Source organism: Pseudomonas sp. WS 5059 (assembly GCF_012985525.1).
In the GTDB taxonomy this organism is placed as follows: Bacteria; Pseudomonadota; Gammaproteobacteria; order Pseudomonadales; family Pseudomonadaceae; genus Aquipseudomonas.
In genome coordinates, this window is sequence record NZ_JAAQWO010000002.1 from 675,108 (window position 1) to 689,176 (window position 14,069).

Annotated in this window: 10 protein-coding genes; 5 read left to right on the plus strand and 5 right to left on the minus strand. The window is 61.2% G+C overall.

Annotated elements, in window-relative coordinates; translation table 11 throughout:
* Positions 1-193 precede the first annotated feature (193 nt).
* The 5 genes from colR to HBO12_RS28325 all read left to right on the plus strand — a co-directional run bounded on the left by colR (position 194) and on the right by HBO12_RS28325 (position 3,963).
* Positions 194-877, plus strand: a complete 684-nt coding sequence (gene colR, locus HBO12_RS07845; protein ID WP_029295378.1) for a two-component system response regulator ColR — start codon at positions 194-196, stop codon at positions 875-877.
* Positions 867-2,147: a sensor histidine kinase gene (locus HBO12_RS07850; protein ID WP_169954614.1), complete on the plus strand. Its 1,281-nt coding sequence runs from the start codon at positions 867-869 to the stop codon at positions 2,145-2,147. The genes colR and HBO12_RS07850 overlap by 11 nt, the downstream gene beginning before the upstream one ends.
* 187 nt (positions 2,148-2,334) lie before the next feature.
* The gene (locus tag HBO12_RS07855; protein WP_169954615.1) at positions 2,335-3,015 is read left to right on the plus strand and encodes a class I SAM-dependent methyltransferase; all 681 of its coding nucleotides are present in this window, start codon (positions 2,335-2,337) and stop codon (positions 3,013-3,015) included.
* 4 nt (positions 3,016-3,019) lie between these two features.
* Entirely contained in the window at positions 3,020-3,736 is a 717-nt protein-coding gene (locus HBO12_RS07860; RefSeq protein WP_169954616.1) for a lipopolysaccharide kinase InaA family protein, read from the plus strand.
* Positions 3,736-3,963, plus strand: coding sequence for a hypothetical protein (locus HBO12_RS28325; protein WP_262376938.1), 228 nt, complete (start codon positions 3,736-3,738; stop codon positions 3,961-3,963). Before HBO12_RS07860 ends, HBO12_RS28325 begins: the two co-directional genes overlap by 1 nt.
* Before the next feature lie 241 nt (positions 3,964-4,204).
* Here HBO12_RS28325 and HBO12_RS07865 read toward each other — a convergent pair whose 3' ends face one another.
* From HBO12_RS07865 to HBO12_RS07885, 5 genes are all read right to left on the minus strand, one after another.
* The gene (locus HBO12_RS07865) at positions 4,205-7,237 is read right to left on the minus strand and encodes a multidrug efflux RND transporter permease subunit (RefSeq protein WP_170041867.1); all 3,033 of its coding nucleotides are present in this window, start codon (positions 7,235-7,237) and stop codon (positions 4,205-4,207) included.
* Positions 7,238-7,240: 3 nt separating this feature from the next.
* Positions 7,241-8,404: an efflux RND transporter periplasmic adaptor subunit gene (locus HBO12_RS07870; protein WP_170041868.1), complete on the minus strand. Its 1,164-nt coding sequence runs from the start codon at positions 8,402-8,404 to the stop codon at positions 7,241-7,243.
* Positions 8,405-8,577: 173 nt separating this feature from the next.
* Positions 8,578-11,613, minus strand: coding sequence for a multidrug efflux RND transporter permease subunit (locus HBO12_RS07875; RefSeq protein ID WP_170041869.1), 3,036 nt, complete (start codon positions 11,611-11,613; stop codon positions 8,578-8,580).
* Positions 11,610-12,746 (minus strand): efflux RND transporter periplasmic adaptor subunit, encoded by a 1,137-nt coding sequence (locus HBO12_RS07880; RefSeq protein ID WP_170041870.1) that lies wholly within the window; start codon positions 12,744-12,746, stop codon positions 11,610-11,612. Before HBO12_RS07880 ends, HBO12_RS07875 begins: the two co-directional genes overlap by 4 nt.
* Before the next feature lie 224 nt (positions 12,747-12,970).
* Entirely contained in the window at positions 12,971-14,068 is a 1,098-nt protein-coding gene (locus HBO12_RS07885) for a DUF1513 domain-containing protein (RefSeq protein ID WP_169954700.1), read from the minus strand.
* Position 14,069 lies beyond the last annotated feature (1 nt).

Sequence of the window (14,069 nt, forward strand, 5' to 3'; positions counted from 1 at the left end):
TCCTTATATCAATGGGGGGCGATTTTCACTCTGGTACTGTAGTCAAGCTGTGAACCGATAGTGAAAAACTCGTTGCACCAGTCAATCAGTTGAAAAGAGTAATAGGTCAGCCCCTCAGGCCTAGCGGTAAGCCCGGCTTGGCCTTAAGCTGCGCGAGCCAACACGGCCGTTACCGCGTACGGAGACACTGCCCATGCGAATTTTATTGGTTGAAGACAACCGCGATATTCTGGCCAACCTGGCGGATTACCTGGGGCTCAAGGGCTACACCGTGGACTGTGCGCAGGACGGTTTGTCAGGCCTGCACCTGGCCGCCACCGAGCATTACGACCTGATCGTGCTCGATATCATGCTGCCCGGCATTGATGGCTACACCCTGTGCAAACGCCTGCGTGAAGACGCGCGCCGCGATACGCCGGTGATCATGCTCACCGCCCGCGATCAATTGGACGACCGCCTGCAAGGCTTCAAATCGGGTGCCGACGACTACCTGCTCAAGCCGTTTGCCCTGTCGGAGTTGGCCGCACGCATCGAAGCGGTGCTGCGCCGGGCCCAGGGTGGCGGGCGGCGGGAGTTGCAAGTCGGCGATTTGTCCTACGACCTCGACACCCTGGAAGTGACCCGCGAAGGGCGCCTGCTCAAGCTCAACCCGGTCGGCCTGAAATTGCTCGCGGTGCTGATGCAGAAAAGCCCTCACGTCCTGCGCCGCGAAGTGCTGGAAGAAGCCCTGTGGGGCGATGACTGCCCGGACAGCGACAGCCTGCGCAGCCACGTCCACCAACTGCGCCAGGTGATCGACAAGCCATTTGCCAAGCCATTGCTGCAAACCGTGCATGGCGTGGGTTATCGCTTGGCCGAGGGCCGTGATGGAGTTTAAGCAAAGCCTTGCCCAGCGGATCATCATCGCCTTTGCGCTGATGAGCGCGCTGGTAGCGGGGGCCTTTGCCATGGGCATCGTTGCCACGGTGCACCTGGTGGAAGAAAAACTGATTTCGGCGGGCCTGGGCGGCGACCTGCAACGCCTGCTGTTGATGGACAGTGTCGAAGACTGGCGTCACCGCCCCGAGCCGGACCAGTTGTTCTACTTCAGCGGCGGGCGTGGGGATTTCCAGCTGCCCAAGGACTTGCGGCACCTGGACGCCGGCTTTCACGAAGTGTTCCGCGATGCGCTTTCCTACCATGCGATGGTCGAAATCGTCGACGGCCGTCGGTATGTCCTATTGCAAGACCAAAGCGATTTCGAAGAGCGCGAGCGCGTGCTGTTTGCGGTGGTGCTGGTGGGGTTTGTCCTCAGCCTCGCGCTGGCGGTATTCCTCGGCTGGGTCCTTGCCCGCAAGGTGATGGCACCGGTAGTACGCCTGGCGCGCCAAGTGCGGCATCGTGACCAGTTGTTGGGCCTGGCCCCACCGTTGGCCCCGGACTACGCGGCCGACGAAGTAGGCGAGTTGGCGGTGGCTTTCGATGCGACCCTTGGCCGTTTGCGCCAGGCCCTGACCCGCGAGCGCCTGTTCACCAGCGATGTCAGCCATGAGTTGCGCACCCCCTTGATGGTGCTGGCCAGTTCCTGCGAGCTGCTGCTGGAAAACCCGGCCATTGATTCACGGGGACGCAAACAGGTCGAGCGCATCGCCCGGGCCTGCGAGGAAATGCGCGAACTGGTACAGACCTTCCTGATGCTCGCTCGTGCCCAGCACGATGACACCACGATGTCGCCCCAGGTCAGCCTGGCCGAGGTCGCGGAGGGCTTGCTGGGGATCTGGCGCGAACCCATCGAGCGCAAGGGCATCGAGTTGTTCTACCAGCCGGGCAACCCACTCGATACCCGCTACAACGCCACCTTCCTGCATGCGGTCATGGGCAACCTGCTGCGTAATGCCCTGCACTACACCGAGCAGGGGTTTATCCGCCTGACCCTGGAACCCACCGGCTTTGTGGTGGAAGACAGCGGCGTGGGGATTCCCGAAGACAAGCGCGAGGCCATGTTTGAGCCGTTTGTGCGCGGCAACGAAAAGCGCGGTGATGGCCTGGGCCTGGGTTTGTCGCTGGTCCAGCGCATCTGCGAAAGCCAGGGCTGGGTGGTCAGCCTCAGCACCATGGAGCCTAGCGGCTGCCGTTTCCATGTTGAATTGAGCCACGTCAAATCCTGATCTCTTCCTGCCCCTATCCTGGGGCAGACTCCTTCCTGTTCGACGAAGATGGCTTCCTGCCATGCTTTTTCCCTGTAAAACCTTGTAATTCTTTAGGGTTAGACGGGACGTTTTTTTCACAAAGGGTTGACCTGCGGATGACGTGCGACTGCTTAAGGTTGTAGGCATCAGTCCAGGAGACTCGTTGATGGCTACTCCGATCAAGCTTGAATTTTCCGCAAAGTACGATGACCGGCACGCTCAGCAATATTTGCACAAGCACCAGGACACTTTGGCGCGCCGGCTGTCCCACAAACGCGACGAACAATTGGCCCGTGGTGCGCTGGCGATGGCCGGCGAGCCCGGCCTGGTATTGGACTTGCCGTGCGGCGCCGGGCGTTTCTGGCCGCTGCTGGCCGAAAAGCCCAACCGGATCATTATTGGGGCGGACAATTCCGAGTCCATGTTGAACATCGCCATGGGGGCGCAACCGGCGGATGTGGTCAAGCAGGTACGACCCTTGCAGACATCTGCGTTTGATATCGATTTGCCAGATAACGCCGTGGACAGCATTTTTTGCATGCGCCTGTTGCATCACATCGGCGAGCCGGCGCATCGCATGGCGATATTGAAGGAATTTCAACGAGTTACCCGCGACAGTGTGATTGTTTCGTTGTGGGTGGATGGCAATTTCAAGGCCTGGAAACGCAAGCGCCTGGAAGTGCAGCGCCGCAACAAAAGTGAGCAGGACAGTTACCGAAATCGATTTGTGTTACCGGCTGCTACTGTTGAGGCTGAGTTTGAGCAAGCAGGTTTCCGCGTCCAGGAGTGTTTGGACTTCATACCGCTGTATGCCATGTGGCGAGTGTACGTATTGCGCAAGAGGTAGCAGGATGGTGGTTGAGTACGTAGCAGGCAGTCACGTAGCTCCTGAGGAGCGGTTCGATTATTTCTGGCGGCAGCAGGGCGAGTGGGTCGAGGAACCCAATCGACGTCGGGGTGGCGAAAGCGGCGTACAGCGGGTGATCGGTACCAATGGGCGCTTGCTCTACAGCAAGCGCCAGACAGGCCATACCTACCGCAGCTGGCTGCATCCCTTTGGGCGGCCTACGGTGCTACGCGAGCGTGATGCGCTCAGGGGCCTGCGCTTGCTCGATGTAGGTGTTCCGGAGCTGGTGTTCTGTGGTGCCCGTCGTGATCCGGACCACCAGTGGAAGGCCTTGCTGGTGACGGCTTCATTGGACGGATTCGTGGAAATCGACAACTGGTACGCCGCCGGCGGTCGCGAGCAATGCGGGGAGCTGGTGCATGAGCGCCTGCTGGCTGAATTGGCGCAGACCCTGGCGCGCATGCACAAGGGGCGCTGGCAGCATGGCTGCCTGTACAGCAAGCATATTTTTGTGCGGGTCAGCGGGGCGGGTGAGGGCGCGACGGTCGAAGTGGCGCTGCTGGATCTCGAGAAGTGCCGCCAACGCTTGACCGCCCGCCGGGCCGCCGCCCATGACATGCAGCAATTGCGTCGCCATTCGTCGTGGAATACCGCCGACTGGCAAAAACTCAGCTACTTTTACCAAGCGGCGTTTGGCAGCGCTATCAAGGGTTTAACCTAATGAAGCTAGAAATAGCACGAGGTTTGTTTCTGTTGGGGGCCTTGGGCATCGCATCCCTGGCCCTGGCTGCCTGGGAGCAGCCCCGCACAGAAGTCCTCAGCGCGGTGCACAGTGGCGGGCAATGCCCGCTGCCACGGATCGCCAAGACCGCTGGGGTCACGCAGCCTGATCATCAGCTTTTGCTGTTTATGTTTGGGATGTCCCAAGGCATGAGGCCTGCGAGTTGAAGAGATTGACGCCCCGATAAAAGGCCTCGCATAGCGAGGCCTTTTTTGTGGACCACGGCAGAGCCCGAGCGCGCAACTACATCCCTTGTAGGAGCCGGCTTGCCGGCGATGACGCCAGTAAGAACACCTCGGGGATGTCAGGTATCCAACGTGATCGTTAACGACCATCGCCGGCAAGCCGGCTCCTACAGTGGGCGTCAACGATCAGGTCAGTGCCGTTACCGCGCCCATGGATAGGTACTCAATCAGCCAAGGGATCACGCTTGGCCAGCAACGTATAAACACACGGCAACACAAACAAAGTGAACAAGGTGCCCACCGACATCCCCGTGGCAATCACCATTCCGATATCAAACCGACTGACCGCCCCGGCCCCCGTGGCAAAGATCAACGGCACCATGCCAAACACCATCGCCGCCGTGGTCATCAATACCGGGCGCAGGCGAATCGCCGCGGCTTCTTCTACCGCTTCTCGGGGTGTCAGGCCCTTGTCCTTGCGCAACTGGTTGGCAAACTCGACGATCAGGATCCCATGCTTGCTGATCAGACCGATCAACGTCACCAACCCCACCTGGGTGTAGATGTTCATGCTCGACCAGCCGAGGAACAACGGGATCAACGCGCCGCAGATCGACAGCGGCACCGTCACCAGTATCACCAGCGGGTCACGGAAGCTCTCGAACTGTGCCGCCAGCACCAGGAAGATGATCGCCAGCGCCAGGCCAAAGGTGACCCACAGCGCGCTGCCTTCCTGGATGAACTGGCGCGAGGCGCCGCTGTAGTCGAAGGCATAGCCGGCCGGGGTTTCTTCGATGGCAATCTGGCGCACGGTGTCGATAGCCTCGCCCATGCTGACAATCGGGAAGCCCGAGATCAGCGCCGAGTTGAGTTGCTGGAACTGGTTCAGTTGGCGCGGGCGGGCACGGTCGCTGACGCTGATCAAGGTCGACAGCGGCAGCAGTTCGCCCTGGGTGTTTTTCACGTAGTAATTGTTCAGCCACTCGGGGTTGTCCCGGTAGGCCCGTTCCACCTGGGCGATCACCTTGTAGCTGCGCCCATCAATGGTGAACCGGTTGATCTCTGCCTCCGCCAGCAAGGTCGCCAGGGTGCTGCCCAAGTCCTGCATCGACACCCCCATCTGCGCCGCCTTGGCGCGGTCGATGTCCACCACCACCTCGGGCTTGTCGAACGCCAGATCGATATCCACGAAGGCGAACTTGCCCGACTCCATGGCGCGCTTTTTCACACGGGCGGCCACTTGCAGCAACGACTCGTAGTCATTGGGGGTGTTGATCACAAAACCGAAGGGCAGGCCTTCACCGGTGCCCGGTAGCGACGGCAAATTGAAGCCGAACACCTGCAAGCCGGGGATCTGCTCCAGGCGTTTCTGCACCTCAGGCAGGATCTGCATTTGCGTGCGGTCGCGCTCGTTCCACGGCTTGAGCAGGAAGCCGCCGATACCCGATTGCACCCCGTTGAACCCATTGATCTGGAACGAGGAGTAGTACTCCGGGAAGTCCTTGAAGATTGCGATGAACTCGTCGGTGTAGGTGTTCAGGTAGTCCAGGTTGGTCGGCTGCGGCGCGCTGGCCATCATGAAGATGATGCCCTGGTCTTCGTCGGGGGCCAGTTGCGACTGAGTGAACTTGAGGAACACCGGGATCAGGCACAGCACGATCAAGGCAAACACAATCACCATCGGCCGGGTGTTCAATGTGCCATGCAGCATTGTCTGGTAGCGGCGCTTGAGGCCTTCGAAGATGCGGTCCAGGCGGTGGCTCAGGCCGCTGGGGTTTTCGTCGTGGCGCAACAGCAGGGCGCACATCATCGGCGACAGGGTCAGGGCGACGATGCCGGAAATCACCACCGCACCGGCCAGGGTCAGGGCGAACTCCTTGAACAACGCCCCGGTCAGCCCCTCCAGGAAGCCGATGGGCGCGTACACCGCCGCCAGGGTGATAGTCATCGACACCACCGGCACGGCAATCTCCCGCGCACCTTCCAACGCGGCGTCCAGCGGCGTCTTGCCGTCTTCTATGTGGCGATGGATGTTTTCCACCACCACAATCGCATCATCCACCACCAGGCCAATAGCCAGCACCATCGCCAGCAGCGTCAGCAGGTTGATGGAGTAGCCCATCAATTGCATGAAAAACAGCACGCCAATCATCGACAGCGGGATGGTCACCACCGGGATCACCACCGAGCGCAGCGCCCCGAGAAACAGGAACACCACGACGATCACGATCAACACCGCTTCAAACAAGGTCTTGACCACCTCGTTGATGGAGGCCTGGATAAACAGCGTGGCGTCGTAGGCGATTTCTGCCTTGAGGTTGGGCGGCAACTGGGATTCCAGCTCCGGCATCAGTTTGCGCACTTCCTTGATCACATCCAGCGGGTTGGCGCTGGGCGTGGCCTTGATGCCGATGTACACCGAGGGCGTGCCGCCAAAGGAGCTGATGGCGTTGTAGTTTTCCGCGCCCATTTCCACCCGCGCCACGTCGCCGAGCAGCACCCGGCTGTCGCCATCGGTCTTGACGGTGATGGCGGCGAAGGCTTCGGCGGTCTTCAGGTCGGTATTGGCGTTGATGCTGGTGACCACATACTCACCCTTCACTTCGCCGGCGGCGGAGAGGAAGTTGTAGTTGCGCACGGCATTGGTGACGTCGCTGGCGCTCAGGCCAAAGCCGGCGAGCTTGACCGGGTCCAGCCACAGGCGCATGGCAAATACCTGGTTGCCGAGGATCTCGGCTTCGGCCATGCCGGGCAGGGTCGCCAGCTTGGGCTGGATCACCCGCGACAGGTAATCGGTGATCTGCGGGTTGCTCAGTTGCTGGCTGGAGAAGCTGATGTACATCAGCGCCGAGGCATCCGCGGCCTCCTTGCTCAACACCGGGTCTTCGGCGTCCTGGGGCAGCTTGTTCTTGACCTCGTTGGCCTTGGCCAGCAGTTCGGTAAACAGCCGGTCGCTGTTGGCGCCGATCCGCGCATAGATGGAAATCACCGAGAAGTTCTGGCGACTGACCGAGGTCATGTAGTCGATGCCTTCGGCGCTCGCCAGGCTTTGCTGCAGCGGTTGGGTGATGTAGCCCTGGATCGTCTCGGCATTGGCCCCGGGGTAAGCGGTAGTCACCGTGATCAGGGCATTTTCCATGGACGGGTATTGGCGCAGCGGCAGTTTGCTGTAGGCCTGGAAACCCAGGAGCACGATCAGCAGGCTGACCACCATCGCCAGTACCGGGCGGCGGATAAACGTGTCGGTAAACGCCATGGCTCAGTTCCTTGAACCGTCGTTGCGCGGAGGTTGGCCAGGGCTGGCCGGCAAGTTTTTATCCGCCGTGATGGCGATGTGCGCACCGGTGTCGAGCTTGATCTGCCCGGCGCTGATCACTTGCTCGCCACTGCTCAGGCCCTGGGTGACCAGCACCAGGCCGTCGCGTCGTTCGCCGGTCTCGATAAAGCGCCGCTCCGCGATCAGGATCGGTTGGCCATTGGCATCTTCTTCGAGGCTGCCGTCCTCGGTCTTTTTCTGCGCTACGACGTAGGCGGAATTGCCGTAGAGGGTGTAGGTAATTGCACTTTCCGGTATCACCACCTGGGCCTGCGGGTCGGGCAACAGTACCTGCAGGCTGCTGAACATGCCCGGCAGCAGTTTAGTGTCCGGGTTGGCCAGGGTGGCCCGCACCAGCACGTTGCGGGTGCTGCTCTCGACTTTCGGGTTGATCGCACTGAGGGTGCCGGGGAAGGTCTGCCTGGGGTAGGCCGAGACTTGCACCTGCACCCCCTGGCCGACGGCCAGCTTGGGCACCGATTGTTCGGGCACATAAAAGTCGACGTAGAGGCTGCTCAGGTCCTGCAAGGTGGCGATCACCGTGCCACTGGCCAGGTAGTCGCCCACATCGACCTGACGGATGCCGATAGTGCCGCTGAATGGCGCGACGATGTGTTTCTTGGCCAGGGAAGCCTTGAGCTGGTTGACCGTGGCCTTGTTTTTTTGCAGTTGCGCCGAGAGCCGGTCGAACTCGCCTTTGGAGATCGCCTGGCTGCCCACCAGTTGGCTGCCGCGCCCGTAATCGAGCTGGGCCAGGCCCAGGTCGGCCTGAGCGGTTTGCAGCAGGGCGTCTTCGACCGCGCTGTCGAGTTGCACCAGCGGTTGCCCGGCCTTGACCTTCTGGCCGGACTCGAACTGTACGTCCTTGACCGTTCCGGCAATCTCCAGGGCCAGGTTCACCCCCTGCAAGGCCTTGAGCGTACCCACCGCCGGCAGGCGCTGTTGCCAGGGTTGCTCGACCGCCGTGGCCACCGCCACGCTGATCGCCGGCTTGGGCGCGGAAAAGACCTGGATCTGCTGATAGATGGAAAAGGCTTTATAGCCCGCCAACAGCAGGACGATTAACAGGACAACGGCCAACATGATCAGCATGCGACGACGCAGCATATTCCGGTTCCTTGGAAAAAACTGAGGCAGACGAAGACGAACGATTGGGCACATTACTCCGAGTTTCGGCGCGATTCCAACTGGTAAATGCCGCCGCGTGCGCACAGGCTCAAGGGCAATGGTTTTGAGGCGCAGGGGAGTGGGAAAGGGGGGCAGGCCTTTCCCGCAGGAGGTCAGGGGGCGGGCGTATCGCGCTTGGCCAGCACCGTATACACGCAAGGCAGGACGAACAACGTGAACAAGGTGCCGATGGACATGCCGGTGGCGATCACCATGCCGATATCAAAACGGCTGACCGCCCCCGGACCGCTGGAAAACACCAGCGGGACCACCCCCAGTACGGTGGCGATCGTGGTCATCAGTACCGGCCGCAAGCGAGTCGCGGCGGCTTCCTCGATGGCGGCCCGCGCAGACAAGCCTTGCTCCTTGCGCAACTGGTTGGCGAATTCGACGATGAGGATGCCGTGCTTGCTGATCAGGCCGATCAGTGTGACCAGGCCTATTTGTGTGTAGATGTTCAGGGTCGACCAGCCGAGGAACAGCGCGATCAGCGCACCGCAGATCGACAGCGGCACGGTCACCAGGATCACCAGTGGGTCACGCAGGCTTTCAAACTGTGCCGCCAGCACCAGGCCGATGATCGCCAGGGCCAGGCCGAAGGTGCCCCACAGCGCATTGCCCTCCTGCACGAACTGGCGCGTGGCATTGCTGTAGTCAAAGGTGTAGCCCGCCGGTGCCTCCTCCCGGGCGATGGTTTGCACGGTCTCCAGCGCGTTGCTCATGCCGACGATCGGATACGCCGAGACCAGCACCGAATTGAGCTGCTGGAACTGGTTCAACTGCCGTGGGCGTACCTGTTGGCTGGACACGCTGATCAGTGTCGACAACGGTAACAACTGGCCCTTGGCATTTTTTACGTGGTAGTGACTCAGCCAGCCCGGATTGTCCCGGTAGCTGCGTTCGACCTGGGCAATCACTTTGTAGAGATTGCCATCGATCCTGAAACGATTGATTTCTGTCTCTGCCAGCAGGGTCGCCAGGGTCAGGCTCAGGTCTTCCATGGACACGCCCATCTGCGCGGCCTTGACCCGGTCGATGTCAATCATCACCTCGGGCCGGTCGAACGCCAGGTCGATATCCACGTAGGCAAATTTCCCAGAATCGATTGCCCGTTGCTTGACGCGTTCGGCCACCTCCAGCATCGATGTGTGGTCCTGCTGGGAACTGATCACAAAACCAAAGGGCAGGCCCTCGCCGGTGCCCGGCAAGGACGGCAGGTTAAAGGCAAACACTTGCAGGCCGGGGATGCTGTCGAGCTTTTTGCGCAGGGGCGCCAGGACCTCCATCTGCGTACGCTTGCGCAGGTTCCAGGGCTGCAACTGGAAACCACCAACCCCTGAATGCACACCGTCCAGGCCATTGATCTGGAACGAGGCCTGGTATTCGGGCAGGGTCTTGAACTGCTCGATAAACGCCTGAGTGTAGGTATTGAGGTAGGCCAGGTTGGTCGGCTGCGGCGCACTGGCGAGGATAAAGATCAGGCCCTGGTCCTCATCGGGGGCCAGTTCCGAGAGGGTGAAGATGAGCATGGCCGGAATCAGGCCGAGTACCAGCAGGGCGAACACGATAACCACCGACTGTGCCCCCATGATCTGGTGCAGGCGGCGCTGATAGCGTTGTTTCAGGCTATTGAAGAACCGGTCGAGGATCAGCGCCAGGCCCTGTGGCTGTTGTTCCGGGCGCAGCAACAGGGCGCACATCATCGGTGACAGGGTCAGTGCGACGATGCCGGAAATCACCACGGCGCCGGCCAGGGTCAGGGCAAACTCCTTGAACAGCGCACCGGTCAGGCCCTGGAGAAAGCCGATGGGCGTATACACCGCCGCCAGGGTGATGGTCATGGAGATCACCGGCATACACACCTCCCTGGCACCCTTGATCGCGGCCTCGAGGGGAGATCGGCCTTTTTCGATATGCCGGTGGATGTTTTCCATCATCACAATGGCGTCATCGACCACCAGGCCGATGGCCAGCACCATGGCCAGCAGCGTCAGGACGTTGATCGAATAACCCATCAGTTGCATGAAAAACAGGCTGCCGATCAGCGACAGCGGAATGGTGATGACGGGAATCACCACCGAGCGCAAGGAGCCGAGAAACAGGAACACCACCAGCACCACAATCAGGATGGCTTCCATCAGGCTCGACAGAACGTGCTCGATTGAGGCGTTGATATACAGCGTCGAGTCGTAGGCAATGTCCGCATGCAGTTGGGGCGGTAGTTGCGCCTGCAATAGTGGCATCAGGTCGCGCACGCGCTTGCCCAGCTCCAGCGGGTTGGCATCGGGGGTGGGCTTGATGCTGATATAGGTTGCGGGCAGGCCGTTGAAAGAGCTGAAGCTGTCGTAGTTCTGGGCGCCTAGCTCCACTCGCGCTACATCACCGAGACGCACCTGGCTGTCGCCGCTGGTTTTCAAGGTAATGGCCCGGAAGCCTTCAGCCGATTGCAGTTCGGTATTGGCCGTGACGCTGGTTACCACGTACTCGCCGGTGGCATCGCCGGCGATAGACTGCACGTTGTAGCGCTTGATGGCCTGGGTCACATCGCTGGCGCTCAAGCCAAACCCGGCGAGCTTCAGCGGGTCGAGCCACAGGCGCATGGCAAAGCTCTGGTTGCCGATGATCTGCGCCTCGGCCATGCCCGGTAACGTCACCAGGCGCGGCTGTACCACCCGCAGCAGGAAGTTGGTGATTTGCGCGTTGTTCATGGTGTCGCTGGAAAAGCTCAGGTACATCAGCGCGGTGTTGTCTGCGGCGACTTTGCTCAGGACCGGATCGTCAATATCCCGGGGCAGTTGATTGCGCACTTCATTGGTCTTGGCCAGCAGCTCGGTGAACAAGCGGTCGCTGTCGGCACCGACGCGGCCATAGATGGAAATACTCGACACATTCTGCCGGCTGGAAGAGCGCATGTAGTCGATGCCTTGCGCGCTTGCCAGGCTTTTCTGCAACGGTTGCGTGATATAGCTCTGCACGGTCTCGGCGCTGGAGCCCGGCGCGAGCGTGGTCACCGTGATCAGTGCACTTTCCATCTGCGGGAACTGGCGCAGCGGCAGTTTCCCGTAGGCCTGCCAGCCCAGCAGCACGATCAACAGGCTGACGACCAAGGCCAGCACGGGGCGGCGGATAAACAGGTCGGTGAAGGTCATTCGGCGTGCTCCGGAGGGGGCGCCAAGGGCGGTTCATCGGGTTGCGTGCGATCAATACTGATATGCACCGGGGTGCCGTTCTGCAGCTTGATCTGGCCCGCCGTGACGACCTGTTCGCCTTTGGCCAGGCCCTTGGCAATCACGATATCGCCATCGCGTCGCTCGCCCGTTTCAACCAGGCGTTGTTCAGCGATCAGGCCCCCTGGGCCCTCATTGCCGGTGTGGGGTTTCACGACGTATACGTACTGGCCGTATGGGCTGTAGGCGATCGCGCTTTCCTGGATCACGACATGGGAGGAGGGGGTGTCCAACAGCACCTGCAAATGGGCGAACATCCCCGGTAGCAGATATTTGTCCGGGTTGGCCAGGGTCGCACGCACCAACACATTTCGCGTGTTGTCGTCGACGATGGGGTCGATGGCACTGATGCTGGCGCGACTGAAAAGCCCTGGCCGTGCCGAAACTTCAACCTGCACCGGCTGGCCGATCTTGATCAGTTGGACGGCCTGCTCGGGGACATGAAAGTCCACGTAAAGGCTGCGGGTGTCCTGCAGGCTGGCGATCACCGTGGAGCTTTGCAGGTAGTCACCGATGTTGACCTGACGGATACCGATAGTGCCGTCGAACGGCGCGACGATCTGTTTTTTTGCCAGGGCCCAGCGGCGCTGTGCAACCAGGGCCTTGTTGCGGTTGAGCTCGGCGGACAGGCGATCGAACTCGCCCTGGGAGATGGCATTGATACCCACCAGTTGGTGCCCACGCTGAAAGTTCTGCAGCGCCAGGCTGCGATCGGCCAGGGCCACGTCCAACTCGGCCTGTTCGGCCTGGTGTTCGAGCTGCAGCAGGGTTTGCCCGGCCTTGACCGCCTGCCCCGAGTCGAAGTGCAACTGAGTGACGACGCCGGGTACCTCGATACTCAGGTTGATACCTTGCAACGCCTTGAGCGTACCGGCCGCGGGCAACTGGCGCTGCCAGGGTTTTTCCACGGCATTGGCCACGGCCACGCTGACGGGGGGCTTGGGCGCATGCAGCAATTGCAGTTGCTGGTAAATCCAGAATGCCTTGTAGCTGGCAAGCATCAGCACGACCAAGAGGACGATGCTGAGCATGGTAATCATCCGGCGGCCCGGCATAGTTGCTTCCTTGTGAGGGTGACGTGGTGCGTGGGGCGCACGCAGGAGCGCCGCTGGCACGGTGAGCCACGCAGTCTTCACGAGAAAGGCGGGTGCTATAAGACGCAAAGTCGCGAGTGTGTGTGTGAAGTCTGCTCCCTCGTCGAGGGGCGTTTTCACAGGTCGCGTAGGATTTTTTCAGTGGGGCGGCTCCCAGGTATCAGCCCGGGAGCGCTGCGATGGCGTCAGATCAAATGCAGGTGGTTATCCCAGAACCCAGTTGGCAGATCCAGGGGCTTGGCCACCAGTTGAGGCTGGCGGCAATCGTAGAAACGGCAGCGGCCCTGGCCGGATGTCACGACAAACCCGTCCGCTACCGCACCCACGCCGGCACAGTCGGGCAACGGTCCGTCCAGGCGCAGTTCGCCGCTGTCCATGTCCCAGATAAAGAAGCGATTGCCCCGTGGCGCGGTCAGTGCCACCAGGCGCAGTTCACTGTGTACCGCCACGCTGGCGGTGTAGTGCCCCATGGCCTGCAACTGCTCGTCCGCCACCGGGAACGCCACGAACGGCTGGCCCGGACGCTTGATCGCCAGCAGCTCGGAACGCTCCTGTGACGGGCCCATGAACTGTTGCCCGGTGAGGATCGTGCCATCGCTGGCGATCCCCATATGGCGCACGCTGTTCATGGGCTGGCCGAGGGTTTCCTTGCTCAGTAGCGTGCCGTCGCGCTGCATCAGTACCAGGCTGGGTTCCATGGCGTTGAGGTTCATCTCGACCCGGCTTTCGGCCTCGGTGCGGATCCCGCCATTGGCCACGATCAGAGTCTCGCCATCGGGCATCCACGACACCTGGTGCGGGCCGATGCCGTGGGTGGAAAGCTCCCCACTGTGCACCAGGCGCTCACCTTCGAACCGGTACACCCCCAACAGGCCGCGACCGGGGTCGGTGGTGTCGTTTTCCGTGGCATACAGCCAGTCGCCACTCTTGTGGATCACCGCATGCCCATAAAAGTGCCGGTTGGCCTGGGACGTCACGGTTTGCAGCAGCGTGCCGTCGCGCAGGTCCACCAGGTAGCTCTCGGTGCCCGGGCGGCGGGCCACGAACAGCGCGATGGGCAGGCTCGGGTGGTTGATGATGTCGTGGCAACGCTGGCCAACCTGGGTGGCGAACACCTGGCTGCCATCCAGGCGATAGCCCACGGCGTAGTGCTTGCCGTCGCCATCATCCCGGGCCGACAGCAGCAGCGGGCTGTCGCCCTTGCGCTTGAACAGCGTCCAGCCGCCCAGGGTGATTGCACTGAGCAGCACGCTACCAATGGCCAAAGCCTGTCGCCTGAGCATC

What these genes read in the sequence shown, in the direction of transcription:
- HBO12_RS07850 (WP_169954614.1), top strand. Translation starts at nt 867, where the DNA reads ATGGAGTTTAAGCAAAGCCTTGCCCAGCGGATCATCATCGCCTTTGCG.
- HBO12_RS07885 (WP_169954700.1), bottom strand. Translation starts at nt 14,068, where the DNA reads ATGCTCAGGCGACAGGCTTTGGCCATTGGTAGCGTGCTGCTCAGTGCA.
- HBO12_RS07865 (WP_170041867.1), bottom strand. Translation starts at nt 7,237, where the DNA reads ATGGCGTTTACCGACACGTTTATCCGCCGCCCGGTACTGGCGATGGTG.
- HBO12_RS07880 (WP_170041870.1), bottom strand. Translation starts at nt 12,746, where the DNA reads ATGCCGGGCCGCCGGATGATTACCATGCTCAGCATCGTCCTCTTGGTC.
- HBO12_RS07875 (WP_170041869.1), bottom strand. Translation starts at nt 11,613, where the DNA reads ATGACCTTCACCGACCTGTTTATCCGCCGCCCCGTGCTGGCCTTGGTC.
- HBO12_RS28325 (WP_262376938.1), top strand. Translation starts at nt 3,736, where the DNA reads ATGAAGCTAGAAATAGCACGAGGTTTGTTTCTGTTGGGGGCCTTGGGC.
- HBO12_RS07855 (WP_169954615.1), top strand. Translation starts at nt 2,335, where the DNA reads ATGGCTACTCCGATCAAGCTTGAATTTTCCGCAAAGTACGATGACCGG.
- HBO12_RS07860 (WP_169954616.1), top strand. Translation starts at nt 3,020, where the DNA reads ATGGTGGTTGAGTACGTAGCAGGCAGTCACGTAGCTCCTGAGGAGCGG.
- colR (WP_029295378.1), top strand. Translation starts at nt 194, where the DNA reads ATGCGAATTTTATTGGTTGAAGACAACCGCGATATTCTGGCCAACCTG.
- HBO12_RS07870 (WP_170041868.1), bottom strand. Translation starts at nt 8,404, where the DNA reads ATGCTGCGTCGTCGCATGCTGATCATGTTGGCCGTTGTCCTGTTAATC.